The sequence below is a fragment of the Pseudomonas sp. B21-015 genome (assembly GCF_024749285.1).
GTDB lineage: Bacteria > Pseudomonadota > Gammaproteobacteria > Pseudomonadales > Pseudomonadaceae > Aquipseudomonas.
On the sequence record NZ_CP087196.1, the window covers coordinates 6130136 to 6147889 of the forward strand.

Sequence of the window (17754 nt, forward strand, 5' to 3'; positions counted from 1 at the left end):
CAATTATTGCTAAAAGTTACTCCAACGCCTTCCAAATATCCGTGGCGTACTCGCGAATGGTCCGGTCGGACGAGAACCAGCCCATCCGCGCACTGCTCAATACCGCTGAGCGCCACCACTCTTTCGAGTCGTGCCAGTGGGCCTCGACCCGCATCTGCGCGTTCCAGTAAGCGTCGAAATCGGCGCAGACCAGGAAGCGGTCGTAGTCCACCAGCGAATCGATCAGAGCGGTGTAACGGGACGGATCGTCTGGCGAGAACACCCCGCCGCGAATCGCTTGCAGCACGTCGTTGAGTCGATGGGAGGCGGCAATGTCCGGCGCCGCGCTGAATTCATGGTTGCGCTTGCGCGCTTCCACTTGCTCGGCGCTGAGACCGAAGATGAACATGTGCTCTGCGCCGATGCGCTCGCACATTTCCACGTTGGCGCCGTCCAGGGTGCCAATGGTCAGCGCGCCGTTGAGGCCGAATTTCATGTTGCTGGTGCCCGAAGCTTCAAAGCCTGCGGTGGAAATCTGCTCCGACAAATCCGCCGCCGGAATGATGCTTTCGGCCAGGCTCACGTTGTAGTTGGGCAGGAACACCACTTTGAGCAAACCACGCACGGTCGGGTCGTTGTTGACCACCCGGGCGATGTCGTTGGTCAGTTTGATGATCAGCTTGGCCTGGTGATAACTGGCCGCCGCCTTGCCGGCGAAGATTTTCACCCGTGGTACCCAGTCGATTTCCGGTTCGGCACGAATCGCCTGATACAGTGCGACGGTGTGCAGCAGGTTGAGCAACTGACGTTTGTATTCGTGGATCCGCTTGACCTGCACGTCGAACATCGCCGCCGGGTTGATCGCGATCCCCAGCCGCTCATGAATCAGGTACGCCAGGGCTTTCTTGCTGTGCAGCCGCTGTTCGGCGAACTGTTTGTGGAATGCAGTCTTCTCGGCAAACGGCTCCAGAGCCAGCAAACGCTCCTCGGGGTTGTCCAGCACACCCTGGCCGAGGGCGTCGACCAGCATGGAGGTCAGCTCGGGGTTGGCCTGGTAGAGCCAGCGGCGGAAGGTAATGCCGTTGGTTTTGTTGTTGATCCGCTCCGGGTAGAGCTTGTGCAGTTCGGAGAACACCGTGCTGCGCATCAGTTGCGTGTGCAGACCGGACACACCATTGACGCTATGGGAGCCAAGGAATGCCAGGTTGCCCATACGCACACGACGACCGTTGTCTTCCTCGATCAGCGACACCGCACGCAGCACGTCAAAATCGTGAATGCCCTTGGCCCGCAGCGAGTCGATGTGCTGGGCGTTGATCAAATAAATGATCTGCATGTGCCGTGGCAGCATTCGCTCCATCAAACCGACCGGCCAGGTCTCCAGCGCTTCCGGCAACAGCGTGTGGTTGGTGTACGACAGCGTGTCGACGGTGACCTGCCACGCCGCATCCCACGCCACGTCATAGACGTCGACCAACTGACGCATCAGCTCGGCCACGGCAATCGAGGGATGGGTGTCGTTCAGTTGAATGGCCGCGTGATCACCCAGGGTCAGCACCGAGGTGTGCATGTTGCGATGGCGACGCAGCAAATCCTGCAGGGACGCGGCGACGAAGAAGTATTCCTGGCGCAAACGCAGTTCCTGGCCGGCCTCGGTGCTGTCCGCCGGGTAGAGCACCCGGGAGATACTTTCGGCCCGGGCCACTTCAGCTACCGCGCCCAGGTGGTCGCCAGCGTTGAAGCGTTCCAGGTGCAACTCTTCCATGGCCCGGGCACGCCACAGTCGCAGCGTGTTGACACTCGCACCTTTCCAACCGACCACCGGGGTGTCATAGGCAATGGCCCGCACGGTTTCCGCCGGGGACCAGACTTGCCTGGACTTGCCGCTTTCATCGGTCACGGTTTCAACACTGCCGCCAAAACCGATCGGGTAGGCGACCTCCGGCCGTTCGAACTCCCAGGGGTTGCCGAAATCCAGCCAGTGTTCGGTCTGCTCCTGCTGCCAACCATCGACGATGGCCTGGCGGAACAAACCGTGTTCGTAACGAATGCCGTAACCATGGCCGGCGATGCCCAGGGTCGACATGCTTTCCATGAAGCACGCCGCCAGACGCCCGAGGCCTCCGTTACCCAGTGCCGCATCGGGTTCCAGCAGACGGATGCGTTCCATGTCGACGCCAAGTTCGGTCATGGCCTCGCGGGCCACATCGAGCAGGCCGAGGTTGCTCAGGCTGTCGTAGAGCAAGCGGCCGATGAGGAATTCAAGGGAGAGGTAATAGACCCGTTTCTGGCCTTTGCGGTAAATCTGCCGGGTGTGGTCCATCCAGTGCTCGACCATGTGATCGCGCGCCGCCAGGGCAATGGCTTCGAACCAGTCGTGGTCGAAGGCGTGATCCGGGTCTTTGCCCACCGCGTAGGTGAGCTTGGTCAAGACGGCGTCGCGGAATGCGGCCACCTCTGCTTCGCGAACAAGTGGTTCTTGAGTCATCGATAGGACCTCGAGCGAGCGTGAAGTTGTCTGAGCCTAGTCGGTCTGACAGACCTTAGAGACTCTGGTTCGGCAGTTTTCCCTGTTAGTGCGAGATAGATCGACATTAGGTTATCGCGTGCCTGAAACAATGCAGGGGCCGTGCCGGACACAGTGCCTATTTTGCGACAAGCAAAAAAATCTGGCGAAAGGTTGTTCAAAAATCCACCAGTCCCGGTATGATCGCGCGCCCTGATGCACACGCTGGTAACAACCGATGATGAAGCCCAACCTGATTGCCGCCGCGGAGATCGATCGCCTCGATACCTGGGCCAAGTACTCTGCCCCGATGTGCGGCGCCTGCGTGTCCAGCTGCTGCACCTTGCCGGTCGAGGTCAAGATCAAGGATCTGATCCGTATCGGCATCGTCGACGAATTCGAGCGTGGCGACCCGCCGAAGAACATCGCCAAGCGTTTGCAAAAGGAAGGGATCGTCGAGCGCTATAACCAGAAGTCCGAGATCTTCACCCTCCAGCGCATGAGCAACAACGATTGCCTCTACCTGGATCGTAAAAGCCGTCTGTGCACTATTTATGATAAGCGCCCGGACACCTGCCGCAACCACCCGAAGATCGGACCGCGGCCGGGGTATTGCGCGTACAAGCCCAAAGAAGTGGTGCGCGAGAACAATCCGCGGACGCTGGACAAGTTCTGATCCAGAATCCCGCTGTCTGACGGGGCCTCATCGCGGGCAAGCCCGCTCCCACAGGGTTCGGCGCTGAACACAGATTATGTGAACACCACAAATCCCTGTGGGAGCGGGCTTGCCCGCGATGGGGCCCGAACTGACACCGCAAAAAAACCCAGACAAACAAAAACGCCCCCGACCTTGCGGTCGGGGGCGTTTTTTTAGCTGCTAACTAAGTCGAAACTCAGTTACCGCTTTTCTTGGCAGCGCGGGTACGCTCGCTTTCGCCCAGGATCTTCTTGCGAAGACGGATGGACTTAGGAGTGACTTCACACAGCTCGTCTTCCTGTACGAACTCCAGAGCTTGCTCCAGAGTGAACTTGACAGGCGGAACCAGAGCGATGGTTTCGTCTTTACCCGAAGCACGCATGTTGTCGAGCTTCTTGCCTTTAGTCGGGTTAACACCCAGGTCGTTGTCGCGGCTGTTCAGACCAACGATTTGACCTTCATAGATGTCCTGGCCGTGTTCTACGAACAGCTTGCCACGCGCCTGCAGGGTTTCCAGCGAGTAAGTCAGTGCCTTACCGGTCGCTACCGACACCAGTACACCGTTCTGACGGCCGGACATGTCGCCGGACTTCATCACGTCGTAACGGTCGAAGATCGAGGTCAGGATGCCGCCACCGGAAGTGAGGGTCAGGAACTCGTTACGGAAACCGATCAGGCCACGTGCCGGGATGTTGTACTCAAGGCGCACACGGCCCTTGCCATCCGGAACCATGTTGGTCAGGTCGCCTTTACGCAGGCCCATTTGCTCCATGATCGCGCCCTGGGATTCTTCTGGCAGGTCGATGGTCACGTTTTCGTACGGTTCGTGCTTGACGCCGTCAACCATGCGGATGATCACTTCCGGACGACCAACACCCATTTCGAAGCCTTCGCGACGCATGGTTTCGATCAGTACCGAGAGGTGCAGCTCACCACGGCCGGAGACTTTGAACTTGTCAGCCGAGTCGCCTTCTTCAACACGCAGAGCAACGTTGTACAGCAGCTCTTTGTCCAGACGTTCCTTGATGTTACGGCTGGTCACGAACTTGCCTTCTTTACCGCAGAAAGGCGAGTCGTTTACCTGGAAGGTCATGGAAACGGTTGGCTCGTCGACGGTCAACGGCTTCATCGCTTCAACGTTCAGTGGGTCGCACAGCGTGTCGGAGATGAACAGTTGCTCGAAGCCGCTGATGCAGACGATGTCGCCGGCAGCTGCTTCTTCAACGTCGATACGGTGCAGACCGTGGTGACCCATCAGCTTCAGGATACGACCGTTGCGTTTTTTGCCGTCGGCGTCGATAGCGACAACCGGAGTGTTCGGCTTGATGCGGCCACGAGCGATACGGCCAACACCGATAACACCCAGGAAGCTGTTGTAGTCCAGAGCGGAGATCTGCATCTGGAACGGACCGTCACGGTCAACAGCCGGAGCTGGAACGTTGTCGACGATCGACTGGTACAGCGGGGTCATGTCTTCAGCCATGTCGGTGTGGTCCAGACCGGCAATACCGTTCAGGGCCGAGGCGTAGACGACTTTGAAGTCCAGCTGTTCTTCGGTGGCACCCAGGTTGTCGAACAGGTCGAAGATCTGGTCCAGAACCCAGTCCGGACGCGCGCCTGGACGGTCAACCTTGTTGATCACCACGATTGGACGCAGGCCGGCTTCGAAAGCCTTCTTGGTCACGAAACGGGTTTGCGGCATAGGGCCGTCTTGAGCGTCAACCAGCAGCAGAACGGAGTCGACCATCGACATAACGCGTTCAACTTCGCCGCCGAAGTCGGCGTGGCCCGGGGTGTCCACGATGTTGATGTGGTAGCCGTTCCAGTTGATGGCGGTGTTTTTCGCCAGAATGGTAATACCGCGCTCTTTCTCCTGGTCGTTGGAGTCCATCACGCGCTCGTCGTTGAGCTCGTTGCGCTCCAGGGTGCCGGATTGACGCAAGAGTTTGTCTACCAGGGTGGTTTTACCATGGTCAACGTGAGCAATGATGGCGATGTTGCGTAGATTTTCGATCACTTGTGTATCTCGATCAGAGGATTCGGTGTGCTGACAAGTCTTGGCAGCGATTTACAGTAGAGTCAGGCCTTGCCGTTACAGCTTGACGGCAGAGTCGGGGGGCCGGTGACGCAGGCCACAGGCAAACAGCCCCGGGCTCTTAGCTCGGTCGATAAACGCGCACATTGGCATGCCCCTCACTGAGCAAATGGTGAGCATGCAGGCGACTCATCACGCCTTTGTCGCAATACAGCAGGTACTGGCGAGTAGGGTCCAGTTCCTTGAAACGAGCGTTCAGTGCATAAAACGGCATCGCTTGTACCTCGATGCCAGCAAGCACCAGCGGGTCGTCTTCGGCGGCATCCGGGTGACGGATGTCAATGATGATCTGGCCCGCCAGCGCTTCGCTGACTTCTTCAATCTGCAAGTCCTGGCCCAATTCGTCGATCACGCGATCGATCGGCACCAGCTTGGCGTTCTCGAGCGCACGCTCGAGCACCGCCATGTCGAACTCTTTCTCTTCATGCTCCACGCGCGGACGCTTGGCGTGGGTCTTGGGGTTCACCGAGATGACCCCGCAGTATTCCGGCATGTGCTTGGCAAAGTCGGCGGTGCCGATTTCGTTGGCCAGGTCGATGATGTCCTGCTTGTGACTGGCGATCAGCGGACGCAACACCAGCTTGTCGGTCACACAGTCGATCACGGACAGGTTCGGCAGTGTCTGGCTCGACACCTGGGAAATCGCTTCGCCGGTGACCAGCGCTTCGATGTCCAGCCGATCGGCAATACGGGAAGCAGCGCGCAACATCATACGCTTCAAAACTACACCCATATGACTGTTATCGACTTTCCCGAGAATTTCTCCCAGTACTTCCTCGAACGGCACACTGACAAATAACACGCGTTGGGAGCTGCCGTACTTCTTCCAGATGAAGTGCGCGACTTCCATCACGCCCAGTTCGTGGGCACGTCCGCCCAGATTGAAGAAGCAGAAATGGCTCATCAGCCCGCGGCGCATGATCTGGTAGGCGGCGACGGTGGAATCGAAGCCGCCGGACATCAGCACAAGTGTCTGCTCCAGGGCACCCAGCGGATAACCACCGATGCTGTTGTGCTGGCTGTGGATCACGAACAACCGTTTGTCGCGAATTTCGATGCGAACTTCGATTTCAGGCTCTTTCAGGGAGATTCCGGCGGCGCCGCACTGACGACGCAACTGGCTGCCGACGTATTTCTCCACGTCCATGGAGCTGAATTCGTGCTTGCCGGCGCGCTTGCAGCGCACCGAAAAAATCTTCCCGGCCAGCGCATCGCCGAAGTGCAGCTTGCACTTCTCGACGATGTCGTCGAAGTCGCCCAACGGGTATTCATCCACCTGCAGGAAATGCGCGATGCCCGGCATGCAGCTCAGGCGCTCGGTCATCTCCTTCAGGGCTTTCGGGTCGCTGACGCGGGTTTCCAGCTCGAGATTGTCCCACACACCGTTCACCACCACGGCCGGGTCCAGATCGCGGAGCACGGTGCGGATGTTTTTGGCCAACTGGCGGATGAAACGCATCCGTACCGGGCGGCTCTTGATGGTGATCTCGGGGAAGACTTTTACGATTAGTTTCATGAAAACAGCGCGCGCAGGGCCAGCCGAAAAAGGGGGGCGCGGATTATAGCGGAAATTGCTCAAGGTTTAACCAGTTAATGTGCAGAAGGTTTTGCTCGCACCAAAACAGGTCATTTACGGAGTTAGACGCTACATTACAGGGCGATATTTTGCGCTTTCTGGCGCCTTGCACCGTTATAAGCGCGATATAGGGGCAAAAAACCCATGGTGGGGCACTGGCATGCAATTTGCTCCCTTGTGAGGCAGGTTGCCATGGCAGAGTATTCGCGCCGGCATCACCCACATTCTAAGGGCATCCATTACTAAGCCCGAAGCCACCCGGAGGACACTATGTCGAAGTCGGTTCAACTCATCAAAGATCATGACGTCAAGTGGATTGATCTGCGCTTCACGGACACCAAAGGCACTCAGCACCACGTGACCATGCCGGCTCGCGATGCGCTGGATGAAGCTTTCTTCGAAGAAGGCAAAATGTTCGACGGTTCCTCCATCGCAGGCTGGAAAGGCATCGAAGCTTCCGACATGATCCTGATGCCGGACGACAGCACTGCCGTTCTCGACCCGTTCACCGAAGAGCCGACCCTGATCCTGGTTTGCGACGTGATCGAACCTTCGACCATGCAAGGCTACGACCGTGACCCACGTGCGATCGCCAAGCGTGCCGAGGAATACCTGAAGTCGACCGGTATTGGCGACACCGTATTTGTGGGCCCGGAGCCTGAGTTCTTCATCTTCGACGAAGTGAAGTTCAAGTCCGACATCTCCGGCTCGATGTTCAAAATCTACTCCGAACAAGGTTCGTGGATGTCCGACCAGGACGTGGAAGGCGGCAACAAAGGCCACCGTCCAGGCGTCAAAGGCGGCTACTTCCCTGTTCCGCCGTTCGATCACGACCACGAAATCCGTACCTCCATGTGCAACGCCATGGAAGAAATGGGCCTGACCATCGAAGTTCACCACCACGAAGTGGCGACTGCCGGTCAGAACGAAATCGGCGTGAAGTTCAACACCCTGGTTGCCAAGGCTGACGAAGTTCAGACCCTCAAGTACTGCGTACACAACGTTGCTGACGCCTACGGCCGCACCGCGACCTTCATGCCCAAGCCTCTGTACGGCGACAACGGCTCGGGTATGCACGTTCACCTGTCCATCGCCAAAGATGGCAAGAACACCTTCGCTGGCGAAGGCTATGCCGGCCTGTCCGACACCGCTCTGTACTTCATCGGCGGCATCATCAAGCACGGTAAGGCCCTGAACGGCTTCACCAACCCGTCGACCAACTCCTACAAGCGTCTGGTCCCAGGTTTCGAAGCGCCAGTGATGCTGGCCTACTCGGCTCGCAACCGTTCCGCTTCGATCCGTATTCCTTACGTGTCCAGCCCTCGCGCTCGCCGTATCGAAGCCCGCTTCCCGGATCCGGCAGCCAACCCGTACCTGGGCTTCGCTGCACTGCTGATGGCTGGCCTGGACGGCATCCAGAACAAGATCCACCCAGGCGACGCGGCTGACAAAAACCTGTACGACCTGCCGCCTGAAGAGGCGAAAGAGATCCCACAAGTTTGCGGCAGCCTGAAAGAAGCCCTGGAAGAGCTGGACAAAGGTCGTGCGTTCCTGACCAAAGGCGGCGTTTTCAGCGACGACTTCATCGACGCTTACATCGCCCTGAAAAGCGAAGAAGAAATCAAGGTTCGCACCTTCGTACACCCACTGGAATATGAGCTGTACTACAGCTGCTGATCCGGTAGCGCCGCGGTACGCGGCGTGACAAAAGAGAGGCCTCCTTCGGGAGGCCTTTTTTGTGGGCGAACGTCTGTCATCGGATACCCGGTTGCGTGCATCATGCCCTTCATCCGATAAAGCCGAGATCCCCCATGCGCCTACGCCCATGCCTTGCCTTGCTCACTGCCTTACTGACCAACAGCGCTTTTGCCGACCCGGCACCTGCCGCCCTCGCCCCATTACTTGGCACCATCGAGGAGCGCCTGGCGATTGCCGATCAGGTCGCGTTGAGCAAATGGGACAGCGGCAAACCCGTCGAGGACCGTCAGCGCGAGCGCGAGGTGATTGCCGGTGCCGTCACCCTGGCACCTGCCTATAAATTGAGCAACGAAGCTGTCGAGCAATTTTTCTCGGCGCAGATCGAGGCCAATAAACTGGTGCAGTACGCGCACCTGTCTGACTGGCATGCCCAAGGCAAGGCACCCGACGCCCCTCGCCCCGATCTCGTCGGGCAGATCCGCCCACAACTTGATCGGTTACAAAAACGCCTGCTGCAACAACTGGCCGACTTCAGCCCTTATCGCAACGACCCGCAGTGCCCCTCCTGGCTGGCCAAGGCCAATAAAACCGGCGCCCAAGTGTCGCTGCGCGAACTCGCCAAGGTGCGCGCCACCGCTGAGTTGTGCAGCACCAGCCGCTGAGCCGGCCTGCCGACATGCGCTGATGTGCTCTATGCTCAGCGCTTAGTCGCCATGAACGGAACAGGGCCGGACACTTGCCCAACGGCCAATGGAAGCCTGCAATGCGCTCATTGTTGTTATGCCTGCTCGTACTGATCGCCCTGCCCGCCGCCGCGCAGATCTATAAGTACACCGATGCCAACGGCAACACTGCCTACAGCAATCAACCGCCCGATGGCGTTAAAGCTCAACCGGTCGAATTGCCACCGCTCAACAGTGTCGAGCGTCAGTCGCCAAGCGAGCCGGTAGCACCTGTACAAGCCAGTAGCCGCGACCAGCCCCACAGCGCCTATCAAGTGTTGGAGCTGACTGGCCTGCCCACCGAAGAAGCCTTGCGCGCCAACAACGGCACGTTCACCGTCAGCGTATTGATCAATCCGCGCCTGCAAGGCTCTCACCGATTGAGGCTGTTACTGGACGATCAACCCTACGGCCAGCCGAGCAACGTACCGATTCTGCAATTGGTGAACATCGACCGCGGCGAACACCGCTTTGCGGTTCAGGTGATCGATGGGCAAAACGTCGTACAGCAGAGCCCCACCGTGACTCTCACCGTACAACGGGTGCATAAGCCTTGAGGGCCTGGTTGTTGGCCGCGTGCCTGATCAGCCTGCCGGCAATAGCCGAGGTCTTCACCTACATCGACGCCCAGGGCAATCGGGTCTTCACCGATCAACCGGGCACCCGTAACGCCAAGCGTGTGCCACTGGCAACGAGCAATCGAATGTCGGCCAACCCGAGCGGCGCGGTGCCCATGACCGCCGCGAAACAGAACCCGGCCAAACCACTGTTTCATTACGACATGCTCCGTGTGCTGGTGCCAGAGCCGGATGCCACGATCCGTAGCAATGCCGGTGAACTGATCGCCAGCGTTACCAGCGAACCCGCCCTGCAACGGGGCCATCGTTACCGTTTGCTGCTGGACGGCCAGCCCACCGCCGAACCCGGTCCGAGCCCGGTGTTCGCCCTGAGCAACATCGACCGTGGCACCCATAACCTGTCGGTGGAAATCCTCGACGAACAGGGCCGTATCGTCGAACGCACGGCCAATCAACCGTTCCACATGCTGCGCATTTCCCTGGCACAGAAACGCCAGGCCAAACCCTGCGTGCTCACCGACTACGGCCAACGGCCGGAATGCCCTCTCAAAGACAAACCCGAAGAAGAAAAGAGCTTCTTTTAACTTCGTTCAGGCTCACGCACTATATTGGTGCAAATATCCGCACCGCACTCATGCCTTCAACCCATTTTGGTTCGAAAGCACGTGCAAAAACTGGCAGAGCGCCACGCAAACGAGCGTAAAACGCCTATTTCAGGCTCTAAACGCTTCTTTTCGGAGCCTTGGTTTGGTTTTTGCATTTTCCTCGTATCAGCGCGTTATCCACGCGCATGCCCTGCTCCAAAAGAGGTCCTGATGACCATTAGCGACGCACTACACCGCTTGCTACTCGACAACCTGACCACCGCAACCATTTTGCTCGACGCCGAACTGCGCCTCGAGTACATGAACCCCGCGGCGGAGATGCTCTTGGCCATCAGCGGCCAGCGAAGCCATGGGCAGTTCATCAGTGAGTTGTTCACCGAATCCACAGAAGCGCTGAACTCCCTGCGCCAGGCGGTCGAGCAGGCGCATCCGTTCACCAAGCGCGAAGCGATGCTCACCGCCCTCACCGGCCAGACCCTGACCGTCGATTACGCGGTGACGCCGATCCTGAGCAATGGCGACACGATGCTGCTGCTGGAGGTTCACCCTCGTGACCGCTTGCTGCGAATCACCAAGGAAGAGGCGCAGCTGTCGAAGCAGGAAACCAGCAAGATGCTGGTGCGCGGCCTCGCTCACGAGATCAAGAACCCTCTCGGAGGGATTCGCGGCGCAGCTCAGTTGCTCGCCCGTGAATTGCCGGAAGAAAGCCTGCGCGATTACACCAACGTGATCATTGAAGAGGCCGACCGCCTGCGCAATCTGGTGGATCGCATGCTCGGCTCCAACAAACTGCCGTCGCTGGCCATGTGCAACGTCCACGAAGTGCTGGAGCGCGTCTGTCATCTGGTGGAGGCCGAAAGCCAGGGCTGCATCACTTTGGTGCGCGACTACGACCCAAGCATTCCCGACGTGTTGATCGACCGCGAACAAATGATTCAGGCGGTGCTGAACATTGTGCGCAACGCGATGCAGGCCATCAGCAGCCAGAACGAGCTGCGCCTTGGCCGCATCAGCCTGCGCACCCGCGCCATGCGCCAGTTCACCATCGGCCATGTGCGCCATCGCCTGGTGACCAAGATCGAAATCATCGACAACGGCCCGGGAATCCCCGCCGAGCTGCAGGAAACCATCTTCTTCCCCATGGTCAGCGGCCGCCCGGACGGTACCGGGCTGGGCCTGGCCATTACCCAGAACATCATCAGCCAGCACCAGGGCCTGATCGAATGTGACAGCCATCCAGGCCACACCACGTTCTCGATCTTTCTGCCACTGGAACAAGGAGCCACATCGACATGAGCCGTAGTGAAACCGTGTGGATCGTCGATGACGACCGTTCTATCCGTTGGGTCCTGGAAAAAGCCTTACAGCAGGAAGGCATGACCACGCAAAGCTTCGACAGCGCCGATGGCGTGATGAGCCGCCTGGCGCGCCAGCAGCCGGACGTGATCATCTCCGACATCCGCATGCCGGGTGCCAGCGGTCTGGACCTTCTGGCGCGGATTCGCGAACAACACCCACGGCTGCCGGTCATCATCATGACTGCCCACTCTGACCTGGATAGCGCTGTCGCGTCCTATCAGGGCGGCGCATTCGAATACCTGCCCAAGCCGTTCGATGTCGACGAGGCTGTGTCTCTGGTCAAGCGCGCCAACCAGCACGCTCAGGAACAGCAAGGCCTGGAAGTCGTCCCGACGCTGACCCGCACCCCGGAAATCATCGGCGAAGCGCCGGCGATGCAGGAAGTGTTTCGCGCTATCGGGCGTTTGAGTCACTCCAACATCACCGTGCTGATCAACGGCGAATCCGGTACCGGTAAAGAACTGGTAGCCCACGCCCTGCACCGCCACAGCCCACGGGCGGCGTCGCCGTTCATTGCGTTGAACATGGCAGCGATCCCCAAGGATCTGATGGAGTCCGAGCTGTTCGGCCATGAGAAAGGCGCGTTCACCGGCGCGGCCAACCTGCGTCGCGGGCGTTTTGAACAGGCCGACGGCGGCACGCTGTTCCTCGATGAAATCGGCGACATGCCGGCGGATACTCAGACGCGCTTGCTGCGGGTACTGGCGGACGGTGAGTTTTACCGCGTCGGCGGTCATACGCCGGTGAAAGTCGATGTGCGCATCATCGCAGCGACTCACCAGAACCTGGAAACCCTGGTCCATGCCGGAAAATTCCGTGAGGACTTGTTCCATCGCCTCAACGTGATCCGCATCCACATTCCACGGATGTCTGACCGTCGCGAAGACATCCCGACCCTGGCCAAGCACTTCCTCAGCCGCGCCGCGCAAGAACTGGCGGTGGAACCGAAGCTGCTGAAAAGCGAAACCGAGGAATACCTGAAAAACCTGCCGTGGCCGGGCAACGTGCGTCAGTTGGAGAACACCTGCCGCTGGATCACCGTAATGGCTTCGGGTCGCGAAGTGCACATCAGCGACCTGCCACCCGAGCTGCTGAGCCTGCCGCAGGATTCGGCACCGGTGACCAACTGGGAGCAAGCGCTACGTCAGTGGGCCGATCAGGCGTTGGCGCGCGGTCAATCGAGCCTGCTCGACAGCGCCGTGCCGGCCTTCGAGCGGATCATGATCGAAACCGCCCTCAAACACACCGCCGGCCGCCGCCGCGACGCCGCCGTGTTGCTGGGTTGGGGCCGTAATACCTTGACGCGCAAGATCAAGGAATTGGGGATGAAGGTAGATGGTGGGGATGATGATGAGGGGGATGAGGGTTAAACACCCTTTAGCTCTTCGTTGACCGCAAGATCCAATCGCGGGCAAGCCCGCTCCCACAGGATTTGTGCCAAGCCCATCTTTTGTGGCTGACCGAACCCATGTGGGAGCGGGCTTGCCCGCGATGCTTTTAAGGGCTGAATGCACCGCCGCAATGCACCATGACCCGCAATCGCGCACGACAACCGATCCAAAATTCGGCCTTCACCTGCAAAAAAAACATATCGCACAAACACCAAAGCCCCGGATCACGGGGCTTTCAGCGCTGCTCGACGGCTTTCTGTTGCAACTTGTTAAAAACTGGCACGCACCCTGCATCAGTCCAATCAGTGATTCGATTCACTACCCAGTTTCGGGGACCTTGGTACAGGCAGGCCGGGGATTCCCCTCTTTACACCGGGCTCATACCGCAACAGCGACGAGCCCATCCCGTTTTGGGGTCCTTGGTACAGGCAGGCCGGGGATTCCCTCTTTACACCGGGCTCACGACGCAATGCGCGAGCCCTCCCGTTTCGGGAACCTTGGTACAGGCAGGCCGGGGATTCCCTCTTTTATTGCTCTCGGAGATGGATCTCCAGCCGCCAGCGGTCATCGACCTCGCTACCGGCCCACTCGCCCTGCAGTGGCCGGGCCGCCACCACCGTCAGTAACAACCCCCCATCACTCAGCCGCGTTCGCCAGTTCACGTCCTTGCCGTTGAGCTTGAGCTGACCTTTCTGCGCACGGCCTTCAGCCTCGAACAACAGTGCGAGGCTACCGTCGACGAACTCGCCGTGGGTCTTGGGTTCGTTGTTGAACCACACCACCAGCCCGTTATTCGTCACCTCGACCTGCTGCAATTCGCTGGGGTCGGGGGTGGTCAGGCGACCGATCATCAGGCCCACCATCACCCCGACGATCGCCAATGAAGCCATCACCCGCGGGAATAGTTTCGAACGGGGGTCCGCTTGCGGCGTAGAATGCCCGTCATCTTTACCTTCGGAGCCGTGCATGTTTCACGTCATCCTTTTCCAACCAGAAATTCCGCCGAATACCGGCAACGTTATCAGGCTGTGCGCCAACAGTGGCTGCCACCTGCATTTGATCGAACCGCTGGGCTTCGAGATGGACGACAAGCGCCTGCGCCGGGCCGGCCTCGATTACCATGAGTATGCCACCCTGCAACGCCACGCAGACCTTGCCAGCTGCCTGGAAAGCCTCGGCCATCCTCGGCTGTTCGCCTTTACCACCAAGGGCTCGCGGCCATTTCACGAGGCCAGCTTCGCCGAAGGCGATGCGTTCCTGTTCGGCCCGGAAAGCCGTGGCTTGCCGGCCGAAGTGCTCGAGGCCCTGCCCGGCGAACAGCGTCTGCGCTTGCCGATGCGCGAAGGTTGCCGCAGCCTGAACCTGTCCAACACCGTGGCCATCGCCGTGTACGAAGCCTGGCGTCAGCTCGGGTTCAAGTAATCTCGAGACCTGATCGTTCCCACGCTCTGCGTGGGAACGATCACCCAAGAAAAAAGCGCCTGTTACGGCGCTTTTTTCGTTACTGCATCGAACACTTACTGAACAGTTGGAGTCTCGCCAGCCGCCTGCATGCGTTGCAGCTCTTGTGCGTACAGCGCGTCGAAGTTCACCGGGGCCAGCATCAGAGCCGGGAACGAACCGCGGGTGACCAGGCTGTCCAGGGTTTCGCGAGCGTACGGGAACAGGATGTTCGGGCAGAACGCGCCCAGGGTGTGGCTCATCGAAGCGTCATCCAGGTTCTTGATCAGGAAGATCCCGGCCTGTTGCACTTCAGCAATGAACGCCACTTCTTCACCGTTTTTCACGGTAACCGACAGGGTCAGCACGACTTCGTGGAAGTCGCCTTCCAGAGCCTTCTGGCGGGTGTTCAGATCCAGACCGACGCTCGGCTCCCACTGCTGGCGGAAGATCGCCGGGCTTTTCGGGGCCTCGAAGGACAAGTCACGTACGTAGATGCGCTGCAAGGAGAATTGCGGTGCGGTTTCTTCTTCGCTAGCTGCAGTGTTCTGTTGGTCAGTCATCTCAGATCCTTTCTGATCTCGGGTCTTGTAGGGTATGGCTATTTTCAAGTAAGGCAGTCAGGCCTTGAGCATGGCGTCGAGCTTACCGGCGCGCTCCAGGGCAAACAAATCATCACAGCCGCCAACGTGGGTGCTGCCGATCCAGATCTGCGGCACGGACGTACGCCCGGCCTTCTGAGCCATCGCGGCACGCACCTGCGGCTTGCCATCGACCTTGATCTCTTCGAAGGCTACGCCTTTGTTCTCGAGCAGGTACTTGGCTCGCGAGCAATAAGGGCAGTAATCGCTGGAATAGACGACGACGTTGTTCATGTCACTTCACCAGCGGCAGATTGTCGGCCTTCCAGCTGGAAATACCGCCGGACAGCTTGGCGGCGGTGAAACCGGATTTCATCAGTTCGCGGGCATGAGTGCCGGCAGTCTGGCCCATGGCGTCGACCAGGATAATGGTCTTGGCCTTGTGCTTTTCCAGTTCGCCGACGCGAGCGGTCAGTTTGTCCTGAGGAATGTTCAACGCGCCAACGATGTGACCGGCGGCAAAATCCTTGGTCGGACGAATGTCGACCACCACGCCTGCGTCCTTGTTGACCAGCCCGGTCAGTTCACCGGTGCTCAGGCTGCGGCCGCCGCCTTGCATCTGATAGGCCAATAGCAGGGCCGCCAGTACAACGAAGATACCCACGAGAATGTAGTGGTTGGTGGCGAATTGAATCAGGTGATCAACCATCGAAGGAGGTTCCAGGGCGTTAAAATGTCGGCCAGTATACACAGCCACTATGGTGGGCCAAACCCCGTCCGGCGGTGACGCGGTCGGAACTTCGCTTTAAACTGCCACTCCCTTTTCCATCGCCCTCTTTTTAACTCAGCCACGAGTGGAATCTATGACTACCACGCCTAAACCTTTGGTCCTGATGATTCTCGACGGCTTCGGTCACAGTGACAGCCAGGAATCCAACGCCATCTATGCGGCGAAGAAGCCCGTACTGGACCGCCTGTGGGCCACCGTGCCGAACGGCCTGATCTCGGGCAGCGGCATGGACGTCGGCTTGCCGGACGGCCAGATGGGTAACTCCGAAGTCGGCCACATGAACCTCGGCGCCGGCCGGGTGGTGTATCAGGACTTCACCCGCGTGACCAAAGCGATCCGCGACGGCGAGTTCTTCGAGAACCCGACCATCTGCGCCGCGGTGGATAAAGCCGTTGCTGCCGGCAAAGCCGTGCACTTCATGGGTTTGCTGTCCGATGGCGGCGTTCACAGCCACCAGGACCACCTGATCGCCATGGCTGAACTGGCCTACAAGCGCGGCGCCGAAAAAATCTACCTGCACGCCTTCCTCGACGGCCGCGACACGCCGCCGAAAAGCGCCCAGTCGTCGATCGAACTGCTGGACGCGACCTTCGAGGCCCTCGGCAAAGGCCGGATCGCCAGCATCATTGGCCGTTACTACGCCATGGACCGCGACAACCGTTGGGATCGTGTGTCCCAGGCCTACAACCTGATTGTCGATGGCGCCAGCGAATTCAACGCTGCCACCGCCCAGGAAGGCCTGCAAGCCGCTTATGAGCGGGGCGAGAGCGACGAATTTGTCAAAGCCACCAGCATCGGTGAGCCGGTCAAGGTTGAAGACGGCGACGCCGTGGTCTTCATGAACTTCCGCGCCGACCGGGCTCGCGAACTGACCCGCGTATTCGTCGAGGACGATTTCAAGGAATTCGAACGCGCTCGCAAGCCGAAGCTTGCCGGCTTCGTCATGCTGACCCAATACGCCGCCAGCATCCCCGCGCCGTCGGCCTTCGCCGCGGGCAGCCTGGACAACGTGCTGGGCGATTACCTGGCGAAAAACGGCAAGACGCAGCTGCGCATCGCCGAAACCGAGAAATACGCCCACGTGACTTTCTTCTTCTCCGGCGGTCGCGAAGAACCGTTCCCGGGCGAAGAACGCATCCTGATCCCGTCGCCGAAAGTCGCCACCTATGACTTGCAGCCCGAGATGAGTGCCCCGGAAGTCACCGACCGCATCGTCGACGCCATTGCAAACCAGCGTTACGACGTGATCGTGGTCAACTACGCCAACGGCGACATGGTCGGCCACAGCGGTGTGTTCGAGGCAGCAGTCAAAGCGGTCGAGTGCCTGGACCTGTGCGTCGGCCGCATCGTCGATGCGCTGGAAAAAGTCGGCGGCGAAGCGTTGATTACTGCCGACCATGGCAACGTCGAGCAAATGTCCGACGCCTCCACCGGCCAGGCCCACACTGCCCACACCACCGAGCCGGTGCCGTTCATCTATGTCGGCAAGCGTGACTTGAAGGTTCGCGAAGGCGGCGTGCTGGCCGACGTGGCGCCGACCATGCTGATGTTGTTGGGGCTTGAGAAGCCGGCCGAGATGACGGGCACTTCGATTCTGGTGTAACTCGGTTACCCTGAACACCGAAAAACCCTGTGGGAGCGAGCTTGCTCGCGATAGCAATCTGACAGCCAACATCCATGTTGAATGTCAGGACGCCATCGCGGGCAAGTCGAATCGTCGCACCGCCGCTCCCACAG

16 protein-coding genes are annotated in these 17754 nt (G+C 59.4%); 9 read left to right on the forward strand and 7 right to left on the reverse strand.

Going from position 1 to position 17754, the window contains the following annotated elements:
- Positions 1-16: 16 nt before the first annotated feature.
- Positions 17-2467 (reverse strand): glycogen/starch/alpha-glucan phosphorylase, encoded by a 2451-nt coding sequence (locus tag LOY38_RS27890; protein ID WP_258697979.1) that lies wholly within the window; start codon positions 2465-2467, stop codon positions 17-19.
- A gap of 256 nt (positions 2468-2723) precedes the next feature.
- Between LOY38_RS27890 and LOY38_RS27895 the strand changes: the two genes are divergently transcribed.
- On the forward strand, positions 2724-3161 hold the full coding sequence (locus LOY38_RS27895; protein WP_258697980.1) for a YkgJ family cysteine cluster protein: 438 nt from the start codon (positions 2724-2726) through the stop codon (positions 3159-3161).
- 217 nt (positions 3162-3378) lie between these two features.
- On the opposite strand, the gene typA is transcribed toward LOY38_RS27895, so the two are convergent.
- Together typA and thiI are read right to left on the reverse strand one after the other, a co-directional pair.
- Positions 3379-5199 carry a translational GTPase TypA gene (gene typA, locus LOY38_RS27900; RefSeq protein WP_258697981.1) on the reverse strand — a complete coding sequence of 607 codons (1821 nt, stop codon included), beginning with the start codon at positions 5197-5199 and terminating at the stop codon, positions 3379-3381.
- Positions 5200-5338: 139 nt separating this feature from the next.
- Positions 5339-6793, reverse strand: a complete 1455-nt coding sequence (thiI, locus tag LOY38_RS27905; RefSeq protein ID WP_258697982.1) for a tRNA uracil 4-sulfurtransferase ThiI — start codon at positions 6791-6793, stop codon at positions 5339-5341.
- A 330-nt stretch (positions 6794-7123) separates the two neighbouring features.
- Here thiI and glnA point away from each other — a divergent pair, with 330 nt between their 5' ends.
- From glnA to ntrC, 6 genes are all read left to right on the forward strand, one after another.
- Complete coding sequence (glnA, locus tag LOY38_RS27910) at positions 7124-8530, forward strand: glutamate--ammonia ligase (RefSeq protein ID WP_258697983.1); 1407 nt, start codon at positions 7124-7126, stop codon at positions 8528-8530.
- Positions 8531-8664: 134 nt separating this feature from the next.
- Positions 8665-9213, forward strand: a complete 549-nt coding sequence (locus LOY38_RS27915) for a chorismate mutase (protein WP_258697984.1) — start codon at positions 8665-8667, stop codon at positions 9211-9213.
- Positions 9214-9314: 101 nt separating this feature from the next.
- The gene (locus tag LOY38_RS27920) at positions 9315-9830 is read left to right on the forward strand and encodes a DUF4124 domain-containing protein (RefSeq protein ID WP_258697985.1); all 516 of its coding nucleotides are present in this window, start codon (positions 9315-9317) and stop codon (positions 9828-9830) included.
- Positions 9827-10435 carry a DUF4124 domain-containing protein gene (locus tag LOY38_RS27925; protein ID WP_258697986.1) on the forward strand — a complete coding sequence of 203 codons (609 nt, stop codon included), beginning with the start codon at positions 9827-9829 and terminating at the stop codon, positions 10433-10435. Before LOY38_RS27920 ends, LOY38_RS27925 begins: the two co-directional genes overlap by 4 nt.
- Positions 10436-10666: 231 nt before the next feature.
- Positions 10667-11752: a nitrogen regulation protein NR(II) gene (gene glnL, locus LOY38_RS27930; RefSeq protein WP_057712404.1), complete on the forward strand. Its 1086-nt coding sequence runs from the start codon at positions 10667-10669 to the stop codon at positions 11750-11752.
- Positions 11749-13185: a nitrogen regulation protein NR(I) gene (gene ntrC / locus LOY38_RS27935; protein WP_258697987.1), complete on the forward strand. Its 1437-nt coding sequence runs from the start codon at positions 11749-11751 to the stop codon at positions 13183-13185. The genes glnL and ntrC overlap by 4 nt, the downstream gene beginning before the upstream one ends.
- A 548-nt stretch (positions 13186-13733) precedes the next feature.
- Here ntrC and LOY38_RS27940 read toward each other — a convergent pair.
- Positions 13734-14174 (reverse strand): hypothetical protein, encoded by a 441-nt coding sequence (locus tag LOY38_RS27940; protein WP_258697988.1) that lies wholly within the window; start codon positions 14172-14174, stop codon positions 13734-13736.
- Here LOY38_RS27940 and trmL point away from each other — a divergent pair.
- On the forward strand, positions 14173-14628 hold the full coding sequence (gene trmL / locus LOY38_RS27945) for a tRNA (uridine(34)/cytosine(34)/5-carboxymethylaminomethyluridine(34)-2'-O)-methyltransferase TrmL (protein ID WP_258697989.1): 456 nt from the start codon (positions 14173-14175) through the stop codon (positions 14626-14628). The genes LOY38_RS27940 and trmL overlap by 2 nt on opposite strands.
- 95 nt (positions 14629-14723) lie before the next feature.
- Here trmL and secB read toward each other — a convergent pair whose 3' ends face one another.
- Genes secB through LOY38_RS27960 form a run of 3 tightly spaced genes read right to left on the reverse strand, consistent with a single transcriptional unit; the run spans position 14724 to position 15936 of the window.
- A complete protein-coding gene (secB, locus tag LOY38_RS27950) occupies positions 14724-15209 on the reverse strand; it encodes a protein-export chaperone SecB (protein WP_007897410.1) in 486 nt (161 codons plus the stop codon).
- 57 nt (positions 15210-15266) lie between these two features.
- Complete coding sequence (gene grxC, locus LOY38_RS27955; RefSeq protein WP_007939440.1) at positions 15267-15521, reverse strand: glutaredoxin 3; 255 nt, start codon at positions 15519-15521, stop codon at positions 15267-15269.
- A 1-nt stretch (position 15522) separates the two neighbouring features.
- A complete protein-coding gene (locus tag LOY38_RS27960) occupies positions 15523-15936 on the reverse strand; it encodes a rhodanese-like domain-containing protein (protein ID WP_223488518.1) in 414 nt (137 codons plus the stop codon).
- Positions 15937-16090: 154 nt separating this feature from the next.
- Here LOY38_RS27960 and gpmI point away from each other — a divergent pair, with 154 nt between their 5' ends.
- Positions 16091-17620 carry a 2,3-bisphosphoglycerate-independent phosphoglycerate mutase gene (gpmI, locus tag LOY38_RS27965; protein WP_258697990.1) on the forward strand — a complete coding sequence of 510 codons (1530 nt, stop codon included), beginning with the start codon at positions 16091-16093 and terminating at the stop codon, positions 17618-17620.
- Positions 17621-17754: the final 134 nt, after the last annotated feature.

What these genes read in the sequence shown, in the direction of transcription:
- LOY38_RS27890 (WP_258697979.1), bottom strand. Translation starts at nt 2,467, where the DNA reads ATGACTCAAGAACCACTTGTTCGCGAAGCAGAGGTGGCCGCATTCCGC.
- thiI (WP_258697982.1), bottom strand. Translation starts at nt 6,793, where the DNA reads ATGAAACTAATCGTAAAAGTCTTCCCCGAGATCACCATCAAGAGCCGC.
- trmL (WP_258697989.1), top strand. Translation starts at nt 14,173, where the DNA reads ATGTTTCACGTCATCCTTTTCCAACCAGAAATTCCGCCGAATACCGGC.
- LOY38_RS27960 (WP_223488518.1), bottom strand. Translation starts at nt 15,936, where the DNA reads ATGGTTGATCACCTGATTCAATTCGCCACCAACCACTACATTCTCGTG.
- LOY38_RS27915 (WP_258697984.1), top strand. Translation starts at nt 8,665, where the DNA reads ATGCGCCTACGCCCATGCCTTGCCTTGCTCACTGCCTTACTGACCAAC.
- ntrC (WP_258697987.1), top strand. Translation starts at nt 11,749, where the DNA reads ATGAGCCGTAGTGAAACCGTGTGGATCGTCGATGACGACCGTTCTATC.
- glnL (WP_057712404.1), top strand. Translation starts at nt 10,667, where the DNA reads ATGACCATTAGCGACGCACTACACCGCTTGCTACTCGACAACCTGACC.
- LOY38_RS27940 (WP_258697988.1), bottom strand. Translation starts at nt 14,174, where the DNA reads ATGCACGGCTCCGAAGGTAAAGATGACGGGCATTCTACGCCGCAAGCG.
- LOY38_RS27920 (WP_258697985.1), top strand. Translation starts at nt 9,315, where the DNA reads ATGCGCTCATTGTTGTTATGCCTGCTCGTACTGATCGCCCTGCCCGCC.
- LOY38_RS27895 (WP_258697980.1), top strand. Translation starts at nt 2,724, where the DNA reads ATGATGAAGCCCAACCTGATTGCCGCCGCGGAGATCGATCGCCTCGAT.
- glnA (WP_258697983.1), top strand. Translation starts at nt 7,124, where the DNA reads ATGTCGAAGTCGGTTCAACTCATCAAAGATCATGACGTCAAGTGGATT.
- secB (WP_007897410.1), bottom strand. Translation starts at nt 15,209, where the DNA reads ATGACTGACCAACAGAACACTGCAGCTAGCGAAGAAGAAACCGCACCG.
- gpmI (WP_258697990.1), top strand. Translation starts at nt 16,091, where the DNA reads ATGACTACCACGCCTAAACCTTTGGTCCTGATGATTCTCGACGGCTTC.
- grxC (WP_007939440.1), bottom strand. Translation starts at nt 15,521, where the DNA reads ATGAACAACGTCGTCGTCTATTCCAGCGATTACTGCCCTTATTGCTCG.